The 19685-nt window shown below is 33.5% G+C and carries 18 protein-coding genes; 6 read left to right on the top strand and 12 right to left on the bottom strand.

The window, feature by feature from the left end; genetic code table 11:
- Positions 1-126: 126 nt before the first annotated feature.
- Positions 127-2907, bottom strand: a complete 2781-nt coding sequence (gene uvrA / locus H5V42_RS02745; protein ID WP_185781585.1) for an excinuclease ABC subunit UvrA — start codon at positions 2905-2907, stop codon at positions 127-129.
- A gap of 255 nt (positions 2908-3162) precedes the next feature.
- Between uvrA and H5V42_RS02740 the strand changes: the two genes are divergently transcribed.
- Positions 3163-3744 (top strand): RNA polymerase sigma factor, encoded by a 582-nt coding sequence (locus H5V42_RS02740; RefSeq protein WP_185781584.1) that lies wholly within the window; start codon positions 3163-3165, stop codon positions 3742-3744.
- Positions 3745-3985: 241 nt separating this feature from the next.
- Here H5V42_RS02740 and H5V42_RS02735 read toward each other — a convergent pair whose 3' ends face one another.
- Positions 3986-4651 (bottom strand): endonuclease III domain-containing protein, encoded by a 666-nt coding sequence (locus H5V42_RS02735; protein ID WP_185781583.1) that lies wholly within the window; start codon positions 4649-4651, stop codon positions 3986-3988.
- A 40-nt stretch (positions 4652-4691) separates the two neighbouring features.
- On the opposite strand from H5V42_RS02735, the gene bcp reads away from it, so the two are divergent.
- Positions 4692-5147 (top strand): thioredoxin-dependent thiol peroxidase, encoded by a 456-nt coding sequence (gene bcp / locus H5V42_RS02730; protein ID WP_185781582.1) that lies wholly within the window; start codon positions 4692-4694, stop codon positions 5145-5147.
- A gap of 7 nt (positions 5148-5154) precedes the next feature.
- Here the strand turns inward: bcp and H5V42_RS02725 are convergent, their stop codons facing one another.
- Entirely contained in the window at positions 5155-6630 is a 1476-nt protein-coding gene (locus H5V42_RS02725; protein ID WP_185781581.1) for a TonB-dependent receptor, read from the bottom strand.
- Between the two features lie 74 nt (positions 6631-6704).
- Between H5V42_RS02725 and H5V42_RS02720 the strand changes: the two genes are divergently transcribed.
- Positions 6705-7481 (top strand): MBL fold metallo-hydrolase, encoded by a 777-nt coding sequence (locus H5V42_RS02720; protein WP_185781580.1) that lies wholly within the window; start codon positions 6705-6707, stop codon positions 7479-7481.
- Between the two features lie 2 nt (positions 7482-7483).
- On the top strand, positions 7484-7978 hold the full coding sequence (locus H5V42_RS02715) for a hydrolase (protein ID WP_185781579.1): 495 nt from the start codon (positions 7484-7486) through the stop codon (positions 7976-7978).
- Here the strand turns inward: H5V42_RS02715 and H5V42_RS02710 are convergent.
- The 9 genes from H5V42_RS02710 to H5V42_RS02670 form a co-directional block, all read right to left on the bottom strand.
- Positions 7975-8634, bottom strand: a complete 660-nt coding sequence (locus H5V42_RS02710) for an alpha/beta hydrolase (RefSeq protein ID WP_185781578.1) — start codon at positions 8632-8634, stop codon at positions 7975-7977. The two genes, H5V42_RS02715 and H5V42_RS02710, sit on opposite strands and share 4 nt — an antisense overlap.
- 9 nt (positions 8635-8643) lie before the next feature.
- Positions 8644-8973: a hypothetical protein gene (locus tag H5V42_RS02705; protein WP_229665638.1), complete on the bottom strand. Its 330-nt coding sequence runs from the start codon at positions 8971-8973 to the stop codon at positions 8644-8646.
- Positions 8970-10226, bottom strand: a complete 1257-nt coding sequence (locus H5V42_RS02700; protein WP_185781577.1) for a dihydroorotase — start codon at positions 10224-10226, stop codon at positions 8970-8972. The genes H5V42_RS02705 and H5V42_RS02700 overlap by 4 nt, the downstream gene beginning before the upstream one ends.
- Complete coding sequence (locus H5V42_RS02695; protein ID WP_185781576.1) at positions 10223-12139, bottom strand: BatA domain-containing protein; 1917 nt, start codon at positions 12137-12139, stop codon at positions 10223-10225. The genes H5V42_RS02700 and H5V42_RS02695 overlap by 4 nt, the downstream gene beginning before the upstream one ends.
- A gap of 62 nt (positions 12140-12201) precedes the next feature.
- On the bottom strand, positions 12202-13197 hold the full coding sequence (locus H5V42_RS02690; RefSeq protein ID WP_185781575.1) for a glycosyltransferase family 2 protein: 996 nt from the start codon (positions 13195-13197) through the stop codon (positions 12202-12204).
- Between the two features lie 24 nt (positions 13198-13221).
- Positions 13222-13914, bottom strand: coding sequence for an SGNH/GDSL hydrolase family protein (locus H5V42_RS02685; protein ID WP_185781574.1), 693 nt, complete (start codon positions 13912-13914; stop codon positions 13222-13224).
- A 20-nt stretch (positions 13915-13934) separates the two neighbouring features.
- Positions 13935-14561: a CatA-like O-acetyltransferase gene (locus H5V42_RS02680; protein WP_185781573.1), complete on the bottom strand. Its 627-nt coding sequence runs from the start codon at positions 14559-14561 to the stop codon at positions 13935-13937.
- Positions 14561-15139: a hypothetical protein gene (locus H5V42_RS02675; RefSeq protein WP_185781572.1), complete on the bottom strand. Its 579-nt coding sequence runs from the start codon at positions 15137-15139 to the stop codon at positions 14561-14563. Before H5V42_RS02675 ends, H5V42_RS02680 begins: the two co-directional genes overlap by 1 nt.
- Before the next feature lie 2 nt (positions 15140-15141).
- Positions 15142-16629, bottom strand: coding sequence for a S10 family peptidase (locus H5V42_RS02670; RefSeq protein ID WP_185781571.1), 1488 nt, complete (start codon positions 16627-16629; stop codon positions 15142-15144).
- A gap of 99 nt (positions 16630-16728) precedes the next feature.
- Here H5V42_RS02670 and H5V42_RS02665 point away from each other — a divergent pair, with 99 nt between their 5' ends.
- On the top strand, positions 16729-17862 hold the full coding sequence (locus tag H5V42_RS02665; RefSeq protein ID WP_185781570.1) for a Gfo/Idh/MocA family protein: 1134 nt from the start codon (positions 16729-16731) through the stop codon (positions 17860-17862).
- Positions 17863-18086: 224 nt separating this feature from the next.
- On the top strand, positions 18087-19637 hold the full coding sequence (locus tag H5V42_RS02660; RefSeq protein WP_185781569.1) for a phosphatase: 1551 nt from the start codon (positions 18087-18089) through the stop codon (positions 19635-19637).
- The last annotated feature ends 48 nt before the right edge of the window (positions 19638-19685 follow it).

Genomic DNA, 19685 nt, shown 5'->3' with positions numbered 1-19685 from the left:
TTCAAAAATGAAATTAAATGTCTGATAATCAATAAACTAAATATACTGGTAGAAGTACAAGTAATTTTAACCTTGAGTGGTTATACTAACTAAACATGTATACAGATTTAGAAAATCAATGATTATTTATAACTTTTCTTTTAAATACTTAGCGGTAAATGAAGCTTTACTTTGAACAATTTCTTCAGGAGTGCCTTCAGCTAATAGCTGACCACCTTTTTCTCCACCTTCAGGGCCGAGGTCTATGATGTAATCAGCAGATTTTATCAATTCAATATTATGTTCAATCACTACAATAGAATGGCCTTTTTCTAATAATTCATAAAATGATTTAAGAAGTTTTTTTATGTCATGAAAATGGAGACCAGTTGTAGGCTCATCAAAAATAAATAGGGTTTTATCTTTAGTGGTTCCCTTAACTAAGAAAGATGCGAGCTTAATACGTTGGGCTTCGCCGCCAGATAGGGTAGAGGAACTCTGACCAAGGGTTACATAACCTAAACCTACATCTTGCAAGGGTTTTAATTTTTGAACAACTTTCTTTTGATTGAATTTTTCAAAATGCGCAACAGCATCATCAATAGTAAGGTTTAGAATATCATTGATGTTTTTTCCTTCAAATTGAACTTCTAAAACTTCTCTTTTAAATCGTTTTCCTTCACAAACATCACATTCTAAATGAACATCTGCCATAAACTGCATTTCTACAGTAATTTCTCCTTCACCTTTGCATTTTTCACACCTACCACCATCTACATTAAAAGAAAAGTGTTTGGCTTGGTAACCCCTTAATTTGCTCAATTTTTGAGAAGCAAAAAGGGCCCTAATGTCATCATAGGCTTTAATATAAGTTACTGGATTAGAACGAGAAGAACGACCTATAGGATTCTGGTCTATAAATTCAACATTTTTAATTTGCGTGTATTTTCCGTCTATTTTGGTAAACTGACCTGCTTTTTCACCATAACCACCTACTGCTTTTAACATAGCAGGATAAAGAATTTTTTTTACCAGGGTACTTTTTCCACTACCCGAAACACCGGTTACCACGGTCAACATGTTTAGCGGAAAAGTTACATTTATGTTTTTGAGGTTGTTCTCTCGGGCCCCTATAATTTGTATGTAGTTTTTAGAATTTCTTCGGTTTAAAGGTATTTCAATTTCTAAATTGCCATTAAGATACTGCGCAGTTAATGAATTAGAATTTAAAATTTCTGAGAAGGAACCTGTTGCTACCACTTGCCCTCCGTGTGTACCAGCTTCTGGACCTATATCAACTATTTCATCAGCAGCTTTCATAATATCTTCATCATGTTCTACAACAATAACCGTATTACCTAAATCTCGTAAAGATTTTAAAACTTCAATTAAATTCTCTGTATCCTTAGGGTGGAGGCCAATACTTGGTTCGTCTAAAATATACATGGAGCCAACAAGGCTACTTCCAAGACTTGTAGCCAAATTTATACGCTGGCTTTCACCACCAGATAGGGTATTAGATTTTCGATTTAGCGTTAAGTAGTTTAAACCAACCTTATTCAAAAATTCAAGACGTGTAGTTATTTCTTTTAATAATCTGTTTGCTATAGTTTGGTCGTGTTCAGTTAACGTGAGTTTTTCAAAGAACACAATTAAATTTTCAATTGGTAGTTCTATTAAGTCTGAAATGGAATTACCATCTATTTTTACATAATTAGCTTCTTTACGCAATCTTTTACCATTACAAACTGAGCATTTAGTTTTGCCACGGTATCTGGAAAGCATTACTCTATTCTGAATTTTATAGCTTTTTTCTTCTAATTGCTCAAAAAATTTGTGAATACCTATAAAATGGTTATTACCATTCCAAACTAGTTGTTTCTGCTCTTCTGATAATTCAAACCAAGGCTTGTGTATTGGAAAATCAAATTGATATGCAGAATTTACCAATTGATCTCGGTACCAACTCATACTTTCTCCACGCCAAGGAAAAACGGCCTCTTCATAAATAGAAAGCGCGGTATTTGGAATTACTAAATCTGGGTCTATACCAATAACATCTCCGTATCCTTCACATTTAGGGCAGGCACCATAAGGATTATTGAAACTAAATAGATGTACATTTGGTTCTAAGAATTTCATACCATCTATTTCAAAAAGGTTACTAAATTCTTTTGTATTACCTGAGTTTAAATCTTCTATAATACAGGTGCCCTTACCTTCAAAAAAGGCATTGTCAACTGCATTACCTAATCTATTTAAAAAGTCTTCATCATTCTTTTTGACCACTACACGGTCGACAACAAGACTAAACTCTTTGCCAATGTCTTCTGGAGTTTCATCTATACGTATAACCTTATTATTATACTTTATACGAGCGTAACCTTGCTTTGAAAATAATTGCAAAGACTTTATAGTGTCTCTTTCTTCTTTAATAGTAACCGGTGCAAGAAGTAATAGCTTACTTCCTTCATCAAATGTTTTTATATAGTCAACTACATCTGCAACGGTATGCTTTTTAACTTCTTTACCAGATAGGGGTGAAATAGTTTTTCCAACTCTAGCAAATAATAATTTTAGATAGTCGTAAATTTCTGTTGTAGTACCTACAGTAGAACGTGGATTGGTTGAGTTTACCTTTTGTTCAATTGCAATTGCCGGCGCTATACCTTTAATATAGTCGACTTTTGGTTTATCTAATTTGCCTAAAAATTGTCTTGCATAAGATGAAAGGCTCTCTACATAGCGTCTTTGACCTTCAGCATACAGTGTATCAAAAGCTAATGATGATTTACCAGAACCCGATAATCCTGTAATTACTACAAGCTTATTTCTAGGTATTACTACATCTATGTTTTTGAGGTTATGTAGTTTGGCACCTTTTATGATAATATTTTTTTTAGGATTTATGTCCGTTTTTAGCGTCATTTGTCGAAAATATGTTTACAAAGATACTGTGCAATGTGCTTTATATATATATTGCAGCACTTTACATCTAAAAACCAGTAGATCACAACAATGTTTTCACCTCGGTAGTACATTTACATATATTTGGGGTGTAATTAAATAACTGATAGGCCTATACAGCGATAATTACTTTTTTAAAACTTAATAACTAAATATCATCTTTTGCAGACTATTATGCTATGGTCTGTGGTGGAGATAACCAAAAAAGTAATTTGTATGGAACTACAAATCGATGACTCGATACTGGTAAAAAACTATATCAACGGAGACGAGAAAGCTCTAGAAGTCTTAATTAATCGTCACAATCAACGTATTTCAAGCTTTATCTATTCTAAAGTATTAGATAAAGAAGTTACCGAAGATATTTTCCAAGATACCTTTATTAAAGTGATTAAAACTCTTAAAAAAGGTAGATACAGTGAAGAAGGTAAATTTCTACCATGGGTAATGCGTATAGCGCATAACTTAATTATAGATCACTTTAGAAAGAACAAAAGAATGCCAAAGTTCGAAGGTAGTGATGACTTTAATATCTTTTCAGTAATTAAAGATGACAAGTTAAACGCTGAAAAACAGTTGATTAAAGAACAAATTGATACGGATTTAACGTATTTAATTGACGAATTACCTGAAGACCAAAAGCAAGTTTTGATGATGCGTATTTATAAAGACATGAGCTTTAAAGAAATTGCAGAAAACACTGGAGTTAGTATAAACACAGCTTTAGGTAGAATGCGTTACGCTTTAATAAACCTTCGAAAAATCGTAGAAAAGAATAATATCGTTTTAACGAATTAATCTGCATTAGGTCGACTCTTGCAATATTTCCAATTTAGTGGCGTTAATGATAAAGAATTAACAATGCTAGAATATGGAAAAAATTTACTCAGAAGAACAAACATTAGGTTTAACAAAGGTTGGTAAAGGAACAATCCAATTTTTGTTGAATTATTCAAAAGCCTTGAATATTTCTGATTTTCAAGGAGGACAATTCGAGACTATCTTGAATTAAAAAAGCATTAATTATCATTAAAGGCCGCTATTTAGCGGCCTTTTTTGTTTTGTAGTATTGATTAAGTACCGTTTTTCTACCTATAGTCATGGTAATGATATCGTTCTCTAAATTCCAACCCCTTGCAGGTGAATAGTCTCTACCATACCAAATTATTTGTAGATGTAAATCATTCCATAATTCCTTTGGAAACAATCGTTTGGCATCTTTTTCAGTTTGTACAACATTTTTTCCGTTAGAAAATCCCCAACGATACATTAATCTATGAATATGTGTATCTACAGGAAAAGCTGGAATACCAAAAGCTTGAGAAACTACTACGCTCGCCGTTTTATGACCTACTGCCGGTAATTCTTCTAAAAGTTCTAATTCTTTTGGAACTTCACCATTATATTTATCTATTAAAATTTTAGAAAGTCCATAAATACCTTTCGATTTCATGGGAGATAAACCAACTGGCTTAATTATTTCTCTAATTTCTTCTACGCTCAATTTTACCATATCAAACGGATTGTCTGCACGTTCAAAGAGTAATGGCGTAATCTTATTTACTCTTACATCTGTACTTTGAGCCGATAATAATACCGCTACTAATAGGGTGTATGGGTCTTTGTGGTCTAAAGGAACTGGTATTTCAGGATACAGCTCTTGTAGTTTGTCAATAGTGAAATTTACTTTCTCTTGTTTAGTCAAAATTGTCTAATTTTGATTTAAAATAGTTAAACAAAATATAATGAATACTTTAAAAATAGGTGATAAAGTACCAGATTTTTCTTCAATTGACCAAGACGGTAACACAATTAGTCTTTCTAATTACTCTGGTAAAAAGCTAGTAGTTTTCTTTTATCCAAGAGCAAACACTCCTGGTTGTACTGCTGAAGCTTGTAATCTTAGAGATAATTATAAAGCATTACAGGATAAAGGATTTAATTTGTTGGGAGTTAGTGCAGATTCTCAAAAAAAACAAGCAAACTTTAAAGCCAAATACGAATTTCCTTTTCCACTTTTAGCAGATGAAGACCGTACTGTTATTGAAACTTTTGGAGTATGGGGACCCAAAAAGTTTATGGGTAAAGAGTTTGACGGTATACATCGTAAAACATTCATAATCAATGAAGAAGGAGTAGTGGAGCGTGTAATCGACAAGGTAAAAACCAAAGATCACGCCGCTCAACTTTTAGAAGAATAAGTATTTCTTATTCATCGTCTACTTCTTGTGTTATTTGAACCTCTTCATTCTCTTTTCGACTGAAGAGGTTTTTATCTTTTATCATTTTTGCAATACCTTTTGGAAGCATTTCTTCCCAACCTTTTTCTCCATTACGTAACCTTTTAAGTACGTCTCTAGAAAAAATATGCATAATGTCTGGGTCATAATCAATAATGTCCATAACCTTACCATTATACTTAAAGAATTTATAAAGTTCTTTCATTCTAGGGTGTACCCTCAAATTGTTACTCGTCATAATTTGACCTGTTTCAGGGTCTTTCATGGGATACAAATACACCTTTAAATCTTTAAAGAAAAGTTTACCAAATGCTTCGAGAATACCTCCACTTAAATGTCTGTAATATTTCTCATCAAAAATGGCTACGAGGTTATTTACCCCCATGGTTAATCCAATTCTATTTTTGGTGTATTTATTAAAGTATTCAACTAACTTATAATATTCCTGGAATTTAGAAATCATTACAAAATGGCCCATTGAACTTAACAATTCTGCCCTATCTAAAAAGTCTTGCTCGTCAATTTCTCCAGATGCTGATAAATTCGATAACGTAATTTCAAAAATCACAATAGTATTCTCTTGATCTACAGTTTGCTCTCTTACAAAAATGTCGTAAGATTTTTGAAACATATCTAAATTTACCTTAGTAACTGGTCTAAAACTTCCTCTAAGAGCTAAGATGTTTTTCTTATAAAGTACGGCGGCAGGTAAAAGGTTGTTTCCATCAGGACCAAACATAACTGCATCTGTCATGTTATTCTTAATTAACTGCAAGCTAATTAGTCTATTATCAACATTTCTAAAGTTAGGTCCTATAAAATTTATCATATCAATTTCAACAGTGTCTTTATCAATATGATCGTACAAGTATTTTAATAATTTTTTGGGTTTGTCATGCTTAAAATATGCCCCATAAATTAAATTTACACCAAGAATACCTAAGGTTTCTTGTTGTAAGCGTGCTTCATTTTGTTTAAATCTTACATGAAGAATTATTTCATCGTATTCTTTCTGGTCAGGATCTAATTGAAACTTAATTCCAACCCAACCATGTCCCTTGTATCGTTTAGAAAAGTCAATGGTGGCAACAGTATTTGCATAAGTAAAGAATAGATAGTCTGGGTTACTTTTTCTATCAATACGCTCTTCCACCAGGTCCATTTCGTATTTAAGCATTTGCTTAAGCCTTGGTTGCGTAACGTATCTATTATCTTTTTCTACTCCATATATAGCATCACTAAACGCTTTATCATACGCACTCATTGCCTTTGCAATTGTACCAGAAGCACCACCAGCTCTAAAAAAATGCCTGGCAGTTTCTTGACCTGCACCAATCTCGGCGAAAGTACCGTAAATATTAGGGTTCAGGTTAATACGTAAAGTTTTTGCTTTAATTGATGGAATATTCTCAAATTCGCGGTCCTTATTCAAAGGGTTACCCATAAGACTTAATTTATGTTAACAAAGTTAACAAGTTCACCAATTTCATTACACAAATAAGTCATAATTTTGAATAAATGATGAATAAACTTTCAATTACATTTTTAGGAACGGGCACATCTCAAGGTATTCCTGTAATTGGTAGTAAACATCCTGTTTGTCTTAGTGATAACCCAAAAGACAAGCGATTACGGGTTTCTGTTCTGGTTTCTTGGGAAGATAAAAATATTGTAATTGACTGTGGGCCAGATTTTAGACAGCAAATGTTGTCGAATCCAATATCTGATTTAGAGGGTATTTTATTTACACATGAACATGCTGACCACACTGCTGGTATAGATGATATTCGGCCTTTTTTCTTTAGACAAGGAGATATTTCTATATATGCAGAAGATAGAGTGGTTAAAGCTCTTCAACGTAGATTCGATTATATTTTTGCTGATGAAAATAGATATCCGGGAGCGCCAGCTGTAAAAGTTCATACCTTAAAAGAGGACCAACAATTTAAAATAGGAAAACAATTAATTACCCCTATTAGGGTATATCACAATAGATTACCGGTAATGGGATATCGAATTGGTGATTTTGCGTATTTAACTGATGTTAAACAAGTTGAGGAGGATGAAATTCAAAAATTGCAAGGCCTAGAATGTTTAGTGGTAAACGCTTTACGGATAGAGCCCCATCATTCTCATTTTAATTTGGAAGAAGCTTTAGCGTTTGCTAAAAGAATAGGGGCTAAGGCAACGTATTTTACGCATATTAGTCACTTACTTGGTTTTCATGATGAAGTACAGGCTAAATTGCCAGATGGGATATTTTTGGCTTATGATAATCTTAAAATAGTAGTTTAAAAATGAAGAAGAATATTTTTTTATATCTATTTGTGTTTTCTGCACTAATTGCGCTATATCTGGCTATGAGAGGTAATAAAACAGCGACTTCAAGTGCTGAAACCATAAAAGAGCTAACAGAATCAAATGAACTATTAAGAGATTCTATTAGAAATGTTCAGTTACGCTATTTAGATATGCAATATTTTTCGCTGGAAAATAATGATGATGCCCTTGCATATTATGACCATTTAAATCTTGAAAATCCTAGCAGATATATTGAAGACCAGTTATTAGAAACCAATTTTGAAAAGGGTGATAATAAATTAATTCCTTATGAAGGAATGGAAAGTGATTTTAAGATTAACAAAATAAAAGTCTTAAATCACAAATGGATACTTGCTGATTTTTCTGATGGAAAATACTGGGGAGATTTGGTAATTCAATACCAATTAAATGATGATTTAAGTATCGATTTTACCTTATTAGACCATCTTTTATATGCTCGAAGCAATTAAATTTTGCTTTGCAACCAATTTTTAAACGAATAGAAATTTTGGGGAGCCACACCGTGCCCAACTGGGAATTCTTCAAACACATAGTTTACTCCTAGTTTTTTTAATATTTCTGGTGCCTTTTGTGCCCATTCTATAGGAATTACAGCATCTACTTGACCATGTGATGCATATAAATTTAAACGTTCATGTTTTTTTTCTTGATAATCCTCCGCTAAAATTGCAGTATTTATATATCCGCTTAAAGCGATAACGTTTTTAATTTTTTCTGGATAAGATAGTGCTACTGCGTAGCTGAGAATGGTTCCTTGGCTAAATCCTAAAAGCGAAACAGCATTGGTGTCTAACTTTAAAGCTTCACAGGCTTCATCAATAAAATTTACAATTTTTTCTCTAGATTCAATTGCTTGTTTATCATCACTCCATTTACCATGTTCTGCATCAAAATTAATGGCATACCATGCGTAACCAAAGGGTTCTAATTTATAAGGTGCTCGTACAGAAATTACAGCTAATTCTTCTGGCAATTCTGATGCAAAAGAAAACAAGTCTTCTTCATTACTACCATAACCATGAAACATGAATAATGGTTTCGGATTTAAAATTCCTTCTTTGGCAGGTCTTATTAAATATTCTAGGGAGAGAGAAGGTTGGGACATCGTAAGTATTTATTGAATAAATGTAAACCACTTTTGAAAATAAGTGCCTAATACTGGAATTAAGTTTTTATTACCATTTATAGCAGCCCAAAAACCGTAACCCCATAGAATTAGGTAAAAAACATAAAGTCCGGCCCAGGCAAACGGAATGTTTGAATAATTAAAAAAAATAGCTAAGGCATGAAAAGTGAGGTGTGTACCAAAGGCCTGCCTAATATGGAATCTGGCAAAACTATTTTTTGGTTCTAAATTCATGAAAATGGCTATGATACAACCAATCATAGTTAAGTAACTCACTATTGCTGCTGTTTTACCAGTCTCAACTTCTGATTTTTTCAATGTAGTTCTATTTTGTTGTTATTGATACTGCCATATACAATACCCTTCATCTTTTTACCTATAAATGCTGAGTTCTTGGATGTAGAGAAGATATGTGAAGTAGAAAATTCAAATTCTTCATCCGGATTAAATAAACTTAAACAAGCTGGTTCACCTTCAGCAAATGTTGGAATAGCTATACCAAAACGGTTTCGGCCCTTGGTTAAAAATTCTATAGTTTCTTCTGTTGAAAAAAGCTTGTTAAGAACTCCAAAAGCACTTTCTAAACCAATAGTACCATATGCAGCATGGTCAAATTCTACTTTCTTTTCCTCAATATCAATTGGTAAATGATCACTAGTAACAAAATCGATGGTACCGTTTAGCAATCCTTTTTGCAATGCTTTAGTGTCTTTTTTAGTTCGTAAGGCTGGTTTAACCTTGAAATTACTTTCAAAACCAATTAATTCTTCATCACTAAAAAATAAATTGTGAATTGCTACACTGCAACTTACATCTAACCCTTTTTTCTTAGCCTCGGCAATAAGCTTTACAGAATTTGCGGTAGATATTGTAGGTACATGCAACTTGCCACCTGTATATTCCAACAAGTATAAATCTCGAACTAATTGTAGCTCTTCAGCTAAATTTGGAGTACCTTTTAAACCGAGCTTAGTTGAAACCTCGCCTTCATTAATCACACCTTTAGGAGCTATACTTTTATCATCAGCAAATGAAAGTACAAGCCCATCAAAATTCTGAGTGTATTGCAATGCAATTTTTAAAAGATTGGTGTTTTTTATGCTGTGCTTAAAGTCGGAAAATGCAATGGCACCAGCATTTTTCATATCAAAAAGTTCGGCTAAAGTTTCACCCTCACTATTTACGGTTAAACATCCTAATGGATGTAGATTGGTACAGTGATTCTTTGATTTTTCTTTAAAAAAAATGATATCTGAACTGCTATCAGGTTTTGGATTAGTGTTGGTATTTAAAACTACATCTGTAAAACCACTCTTTGCAGCTGTAACTAGTCCGTTGGTTATAGTCTCTCGTTCTTCAAAACCTGGTTCTCCAAAGCTTACACTACTATCAAACCAACCCAGGCTTACATGTAAATTTTTAAGTTTTAGTTCTTGCGTTTTTTCTTTGGCATCAATTTTTGTAGCAATTGACTTTATTATGCCATTTTCTATTAAAATATCTCGTTTTTTAAGATGAATTTTTGGGTTGCTTTTATCAACTATGGTAGCAGATTTAAGAAGTATTTTCATGCAAGAAATTTTTGAATCAGCAACTCTGCAAGTGCAAAGACCATGGCAAAAATAACAAACCATTTCCAATAGGCATCTATAGAATTTTCAGAAGCTATTTTTGAAAATAATTCACTTACAGAATTGTTGATAGTAGCACTTGTTAAAGAAAGGGTTTGATAGGTTAGCTCGCTTTCATTTCTAGGATAATTAAAACTTACATGTTGTAAGGTATCTTCGCTTTTTACAATCGAAAATATTCCTGCTTTTGTGGGATTATCTATAAAAGATAATTCGGTTTTATTTGTGTACGATTGTTGAAAAGGAATAAATTCTTCTTGTTTATTTTTAGCTGTTATTATCTGGTCTTTTTCAAGGGTAGTAACTGTTGCCATACTATTTTCTTTACCCATGGTATAATACATTGTTGGCATTTTTAAACTATTGACACCAAATTTGTAAAAAGTTGGAACAATTAAAGGCGATTCTTTAAAATCTGTATTCTCTTCAGAGAACCAAGCGGTAAAAAGGTAATTATTGTTTTTACCAATTAAGAACGCATTTTCATTAGATAAGCTTAATATTTTTGAACTGCTGTTAGCTAATACGTAGTGTTTTTTCACATAAGGAAATTCAAAGTTTTCCACTTTTCTTTCAAAAACATTGGTATACAAAGGATGTTCAAAACTAATCTTGTTAACGGATACTTCGTTAGCGTAGGTGTCCAAAATATTAACTCCGAATAGTTGTGTTAATAAGGTGTTGTAAGAACTGCTATTAATAGATTTCGAAGGTATAATTACAATGGAGCCTCCATCTTTTTCAAAGGCGTTTAGCGATGCTTGTAAATTTAAGGGTATGGTAGTAAGTTCATTTAAAATTACCAAGTTTTGGTTTGCAATATTGCTATAGTCTAGTTGTTCAATTTTACTTTCTATAAAATCAAATTCATCTTCAGTAAATATTCTATTTAAAAAGTTAGCATCATTAGCAGTAATACTTAACACCTTAATTTTAGGTTGATCATCCAGATTAAAATAAAAGGAATTGTCGTAAGACAATGAACCATCTTTAATTTCTAACTTTCCTTGAATAGCCGTTTGAAGCGGTAAACTTAAAATGGCCTTAGAAATAGCTTCTTTTTTAGACTTAATGGCGTTTTTAGCAATTAGTTTTTCCTTATTGTAAAGTGATATGGGTACGGTTTGGTCTTCTTGCAACCCCTTAACAATAACAGCTAACTCTAACTGATTACCTTTCTGGCTTTCTACGTAAACAGAATCAATGGCCAAGTTTTGGTTGGAATCTGGTTTTAATTGAATTAGATTTAAGTTAAAATTGTCGATATTCTTAGGTAGTGAACCTAACGAATTTTGAAAATCTGAGATAAGAATTAAATTTTTAATGCTCCCTTCATTTTTGGTGAATAGGGTGTTAGCCTTTAAAAGTATATTTTCAATAGACAATTGTTTGGGCACAAATTCTGTTTGCAATAATTGATTTTGAATTTGAGCTACATCAATATTTTTAAAAGATTCGGAGTTGGTAAATAAACTAAATGTTGAAGTTTCAGGTACAGATTTTAGAAAATCTTGAATTGCACGCTCTAGTAAAGAAATTCCGTTTTGTTTTGCCTGCATGCTAAAAGAATTATCTAAATACACCACGGTTTCTCTGGGAGAAAAAGCGGTCTCTTTTGCACTAAATGGTTGTGCAAATGCAAATACTAAAGCAGCTAATAGTAATAGTCTGGTGCTTAATAACAACCATTTTTTCAATGAATTACTTTTACGAGATTCTGCAATTACCTTTTGTAGCATAGCTACGTTGGTAAATGGTGTTTTTTTAAATTTTCGTAATTGTAAAAGATGTACCAATATTGGTATAAGCAGTAAAAGAAGAAACCAAAGAATTTCAGGGTGTTTGAACTGCATTAGCGATTTTCTTTTCCAAATATAAAATAATAGTGCTTGGTGGGTTTCGGTTTTTATTTCCCTTAACAAAAGAAATAATAATCTGTCATTTCTTTTTGTTGTAGTCCAGTTAAATAGGCTCTAATTTTTTGTTGCGCTTCTTCATTAGCCACGGTCACTATACTTTGAGGATTGTTAAGCGACTCTAACATTGAAAAATGATTCATTTTTTTATCATAAATAGCCTTATTAATTTTTTTAGGATTATCACATAACCAAATAAAATCAATATCAATTGCTATTAATTTTTTTGCAATGGTTTTTCCTTTAAAACCTGCGCCCCATATTACAAGAGGTCTATTTGAATTATAGGATAGTTTTAAGAAGTAATCTATTTTAATATCTAGAAAATAATTTTGGGCATAGTGTTCATGTGTGCGAGAAGTTCGGGTATCATAATCTCTCCAATAGTGAAGCAACTTATCACAGGGAATTATTTTTAATTGGTTTTCAAAAAACCTAAATGTTAAATCATAATCTTCAGGATATCGTTGCGGTTCAAAACCCCCACAGGCGTCAAAATCTGTTCTATAAACCATCCAACAGGGAGAGGGTATTACGCACTCTTTGTAGATTTCAGAAAAGTTAGTTCCTAATTGGGTTAAATTGTTCAACCATTTTTCATACCTGTCATAACCATCACTAATACCACGGTTTGAAAAATACTTTACCAAACCAACAGCAATATGACCGGTACCATGTTCTTCTAATTTTGTCACCATATATTCCAAACGGGTCGGAAGCATAATGTCATCAGAATCCATTCGGGTAACAAACTTTCCAGAAGCATTTTTATATGCTGTTTGTAACGCAGGAATAATACCGTTACCTTCATTTTTAAAGATTTTAATTCTAGGGTCTTTAAGTGAATAGTTTCTTACTAATTGCGAACTAGAATCTGTTGAACCATCATCAACAGCAAGAACCTCCCAATTATTGTACGTTTGAATGCAAATAGAGTCTAAGCAATCTGCAAGAAAAGCTTCTGTGTTTTTAAATGGGATAACAATACTTACCAAGCTAGTGCTTTAAATTTTTGATAATTACTTTTGAAGTTGGGCTAATAATGGCTGTACTTGTTTTTCTAATTCATTGTATCCAGCTTTGGTTAGGTGCACTTCATCTGTAGTTAAGGCTTTGGGCAACCCATTTCTTTCATCTGTCATGGCTGCAAAATAATCTAAGTATGGTATATTTTGAGCTCTTGCCATTGCCTTTAAAAGTTCATTTAATGCCGGTATTTTAACATTTGGTGCTAACCCTGGTCTCCAAGGGTAATCATATGCAGGAAGTACTGAGCAAACCACTGGTACTATGTCATTAGCTTCAGCCAATTGCACCATACCTAGTATATTATCTCTAATTTGTTCTAAAGTCATTGGTCCTGTATTACCAGCAATATCATTTGTGCCTGCTAAAATCACTACAATTTTTGGCTTTAAATCAATAACGTCTTGTTTAAAACGAAGTAACATTTGTGGGGTTGTTTGGCCGCCAATACCTCTATTTATATACGGATTTTCTTTAAAAAAATCTGGATTTGCATTGCTCCAACCTTCAGTGATGCTATTGCCCATAAAAACAACACGATTACCCATATTTTCGGTTTCTGCTAATTGCATATTGGCTTCTTGATATTTTGCCAAGTTAGGCCAATCTTGCGCATTTGTTTTTTTTGATGAAAAAAGACCGAAAGCTATCATTGTCAATACTATTGATTTTTTTAAAAAGTTCATTTATGTTTAGTTTATTAGAGTTAAAAGGAATTTATATATTCCTCAAAGTCAGTAAAAAATTTACCCATATGATTACCATCAACAAGGGCGTGATGTGCTTGCACTGCCAATGGCATTAATTTTTGACCATCACTTTCAAAAATCTTACCCCAACTAATTCTTGGAACACTATCATGAGGATGATAACTCATTGCATGTTGAATACTTGTGAAACTAATCCATGGTATGGCAGACATAAATAGATAATCAGCTCTATATTCTTCATCTTCGATTGAAGGATTTGTCTTCATTTTTTCTCTTACGTTTGTAGCATCTTCTATAAAAGTTTTTAATTCTTTAGAAAAGTCTACAGTACAAAAACTAAATACGTCTGTTTCTTTTGTTGGAACAGTAAAAGAAGGATGAATTGTATCATATTCAAAAACTTCATTTTCATGTATTCGCCATCGAAATTCCTTGATATTGTTAGCTGTTAAGGCCAGTGCGTGTACAATTGTAAAATTCAAGGGTAAACTTTCACTATCAACTTTATTTAATAAAGGAGTTACATTGACATTGGCAGTTATATTAAAATGTGGATGATTCATCCCATTAAAAAAATCAAAATGCTTTTGTCTGTGAGCATTAGAAAATTCTACCTTTTTCATTATTGTTGTGGGGGAGTAATCATTATATGTGCCCTATGAGTCCCTGGGTTCATTAACCATGCATGACCAGGCGGTGTTGGGGTAGTGGGTAGACCTGTACTTTCTCCTGTAGCAAATGGAATATAAAACACATAACGCACATACGGATTATCAATTTCTTTCGTAGTTTCATTAATGGTACCTGTAAACACACATAGTGTAGCTTTATCAGGCATAGTTAATCGACCTTCTCGTACTTCTTGTTCTCTTATATCGAAAATTTGATTTCCATCTTTACCTTCTTTTCGTAATTGTCTACCACGTGCCATAAATTCATCCAAAGATTTATGATAGGCAGCTGTTGAAAACTTATCGTCACCAGGAGTATCTGCCAAAGCAATATAATCGTTAGTTCCTTCCTTTAAGGTTACAAAGTTGCCTTTTTGGTCATAGCCATAGACTTTAGCACCATCTCTAAAATCAGTTGGCACGGCCATTAAGGCAGTATTTATTTGCCATTCTTTCGAAGGTATATCTTGTGCATTGATAATGCCAATAAAAAGGATAAGGAATAACGTTGTTAATTTTGGTGTATTCATAATTAATATTTTGCTGATTCACCATTGGTTAGGGTTCTTTGAATAAAAGCTCTAATGTCATCATTAGCTTGTTTTAAATCTTCACGGCGCAAGTACATCATATGACCAGACCTGTAACCTTTAAATTCCATTCTATCTTTCATTCTACCACTTGGGTCTATTTGCCACATGGTATATTTTGCGTTAAAATACGTGGTGGCACCATCATAATATCCAGACTGTACTAATACATTTAAGTACGGGTTTTGTGCCATAGCTTGTCTTAAATCGTCTCGCACATTATCGTTTTCATTATTCCAAGGTCTCACAGGGCCAAACATATTGTACTTAATATCTGTTTTGTAGTTTAACTCTTCTTGTAAATAGTAATTGATAGCTGGCGTAAAACTATGCAGCCAAGAAGTGATTTCAGCATTATAATCTGGTCTTGAACCAAATAATTGTTTATCCATACCTAAATACCTACTGTCTAATCTACCAACTGTATAACCCCCATTTTCTTTCAATAAATGCTTCCAGAAAAATGAAGTTGGAACCACTAAATTTTGGTCGATGATGTCTTTTTGATTCAATCCAGAATAACGGGCCATTGCTTGCGCAATTTCGTTTCTTTCATTATCAGAAATAAAACCTCCCTTCGCAATTGCTGGTATAAGTTTATTAATTGTGAATTCTTCTGCCTCTGGTAAGACATCGGTTAGGTCTTTGCTTTGTAAGTCTGATGGTAATCTTTTGTGATGCCATGCTGCCGCGGTATAATAGGGTAAATTTAGTGCACTCGAAACTGGTCCTCCAACTCTAATTACTTTGTAATCTGCAGGCGAAACCATGATTACACCGTTTAAATACATCCATTGTTGGTTTTGTAAGGCTAGTGATAATCCCATTACACGTGTACCCCCATAACTTTCTCCAATAATATATTTTGGAGAACGCCAGCGGTTGTTTCTAGTTACAAAGGTGTTCATCCATTCCGCTAGATATTTAACGTCAGCATTAATACCAAAGAACTTTTCTCTATCTACTTCTTTTCCACTTTCAGGAATGGTTCTAGAGTATCCTGTATTTGCCGGATTTATATATACAATGTCTGTAACATCTAATACCGAGAACGGATTTTCTTTAACCCCATAAGGTTGTACAGGATATCCTTCATCATCAATTTTTAATACCCGCGGGCCAGTATAGGCTAAGTGCATCCAAACAGAACCTGAACCAGGACCTCCATTAAAAGAAAATAGTAACGGTCTTGAAGCACGGTCTTTAATATTGTTTCGAGTGTAATACGTGTAATGTAAAGCTGCTGTTGGTTTACCATGTTCATCCCATACAGGTTGCGTACCTGTAGTTGCGGTATAAGAAATAGATTGTCCATTAATAGTAACGCTATGTTGTGTGGTTACGGTAGTGTCTATTGGCAATTTACGCTCTTGACCAAAGCCTGTAATGGTGAAAAGAAATACAATGATTAAAGTGATAAATTTTTTCATTTGTTGGTTTTTGATAGTTCTAAAAATAATGAATTTTAAAGCATTACACTTTTGTTCTATAACTAATTGTATTGGCTATCTTTAAAGAAACTATTGGGGATGAAAAAAATTAACAGAAGAAGTTTTAATGCCAAACTAACTCAAGGTTTAGCAGGAACAGCTTTAATTTCAAATATGGTAATGGCAAATACTAAAAATAACAAACAAGATAGAAAATTGGGAATTGCCTTAGTGGGTTTAGGTAGTTATAGTACCTACCAATTAGCTCCTGCACTACAAGATACTAAACACTGTTATCTTGCGGGCATTGTTACTGGAACACCAGAAAAAGAAGCTATTTGGGCAAAAAAATATGGCATACCCAAAACCAACATATACAACTATTCAAACTTTGATGCTATAAAGGACAATAATGATATAGATATTGTTTACGTAGTATTACCAAATTCAATGCATGCTGAATTTTCAATACGAGCAGCGAGAGCTGGCAAACATGTTATTTGTGAGAAGCCAATGGCAATGAATGTTACTGAATGTGATGAGATAATTGATGCTTGTAAAAAGGCGGGTGTTAAATTGGGTATGGGTTACCGGTTACATTCAGAGCCCTACACACAAGAAGTAAAGCGTTACGTAAAAGAAAAAACATTTGGAGATATTTTATATGTTTCCGCCGATGCCTCGTATCGTTCAACAGGAAATCCTGAGCAATGGCGTTTAAATAAAGAGTTGTCTGGTGGAGGTGCATTGGTAAACATGGGTGTTTATGCTTTTCAAAGTGCCATTTACGCTACAGGAGAAAATCCTATTGCGGTTTCTGCCCAAGAATTTAGTACGAGACCAGATTATTTTAAAGCTACTGATGAAACTATTACAGCGCAGTTTAAATTTAAGAGTGGAGCTGTAGCAAATATGACTACTTCTCATAATTTTGGCGGTAATAGATTACATGCTGTAGGTACAGAGGGTTGGTTTGAATTAGAACCAGCTAATAATTATGGACCTTTACATGGTAATTCTTCAAAAGGTGAGTTTAATTTTCCGCATGAAAGCCAGCAAAAACTACAAATGGATGATTTTGCAAGTCATATTCTATTTAACACACCCAATTTAGCTCCAGGAGAAATGGGGAAAAGAGATATGATTATCATTGAAGCTATTTACAATTCTATTGCAAATAAGGGCAGTGAAGTTATTTTAGATTTGCCGGCCAATTATGGTTTTGGAGATTAATTAATAGCTATGGTGTTGATGTTAAATAGGTTAAAAGTATGTTTAGTTCATTATTCATTATACCCTTATTAAGAATCAATTTAATTAATAACATTTCGTTAACTTTTTAACGTTTTTTTGATCTTTAGTTCAATTTATGACCATGTTTAATTTACACGAGTAAAGAGTCTTGAAAGGTATTTTTGTTAAGAATCCTTTAATATTTTTTCAAACGTAAAATTAACATGAGAACACTAAAAAATTTATTGCTTTGTGCAAGTGCAGCTGTTTTAGCAACTTCTTGCCAAGAATTAGACGATTTCATCGGCGGCGGCGATGATGTAGATCCAGGAACTGAAGAAAAACAGGCGTTAACTAGCTCTGTTATTCCAAATTCAGTATTCGAATTAAAAGGAGATTTTGCTAGCTCAGCAAAATTAGAAATGATAATGTCTTCTGCTGATATATTGCCTGCAGATTCTTCATTTGTATATGGCTCATATATGGATGGTGCTGCATTATATCCTAACGGTGACGGTACTTATGCCTTCATCAACAACTTAGAAGCAGACTACTCAATTGCCAGAATTCAAATGAATTCTGATTTACAGCCTATTGAAGGGGATTACATTGTTAACGCTACTGCAACAGCATTTACTGCGCAATGTTCTGGATCTTCAGTAACTTTAGAAGAACATGGTTTTGGCCCACTTTATCTTTCTGGTGGTGAATGGGGTGGTAATGCTAAAGGTGTATACAAGGTTAACCCTTTTCGTCCTACAGAAGATAGAGTTGAAGCTGAAAGACTACCTTCTTTAGGTGAATGGTCTACAGAAAATGCGGTAGTAATTGGTAAAGATGCTTATGCTTCACAAACTGTGGTTTTCATGGGTGATGATGATAGCAGCAACACTTACCCAGAAGCTCACTTTGGAATGTATGTTGGTTCTAGAGGTGACCTTTACGGTGGTAAATTGTACGTATTAAGAGGTAAGAATCCTGTTGAAACTGCTCCAAATGAAGGTGGTCAGTTATTTGAAATGGGTATGGCCGAAGACGTAACTTACGATGTTGAGTGGGTTGAGGTAACAGAAAGAACAATTGCTGAACTTAACCAAGAGGCAATTGATTCTTCTGCAATTGGTTTCCAAAGAATTGAAGATATTGATTGGCAAAGAGGTTCTGCTGAGAACCAAAGAAACGTGTTTTTCAACGCTACTGGTAGAATTAGAGGAGATAACCCTGATTTAGCTAATAGAGGTACTTCTTTTGGTCGTGTTTACAAATTAGAATTAAACCCAGAAGACCCAACAGGTGATGCTAAAATAACTGTAATTATGGATGGTGATAAAATTGGTGGTAAAGCTGACGGTATGCATTCTCCTGATAACATTGTAGTTACAGAAAACTATGCATACGTACAAGAAGATCCAAATGGTTATGCTGATTTAAACCCAGCTATTTCTGGTTACGCTAAACTATGGCAGTATGATCTTGCTAACGGAACAGTTAAAGAAGTTATGGAATGTAACCAAATTGTTGCTTCTGGTTTAGGTTATGGTACAACAGAAAATATGTGGGAAATTACTGGTTTAATAGACGTTACTGATATCATTGGTGCTTCTGAACCTACATTTATTGGTGGTGCTCAGGTTCACGGATGGAATTTTTCTACAACTCCAGATTCAGCAGTTAGAGCTGATGGTCTAAAGTTTGTTGATCCAACAGCTATTTCTGAAGATGCGGCAAGATTAGAAGGTTCATTCTTGTTTAAGATTACAGGTCTTCCAAGATAGTTTTTAAATAAAAGTTTAAACAAAAGGGTTCCCTGAAAATGGGAACCT

It is taken from the genome of Croceivirga lutea (assembly GCF_014235875.1).
Classification (GTDB): Bacteria; Bacteroidota; Bacteroidia; order Flavobacteriales; family Flavobacteriaceae; genus Croceivirga; species Croceivirga lutea.
The sequence above is the reverse complement of the archived record's forward strand: the minus strand, read 5'-3'. Positions and strand labels throughout refer to the sequence as shown.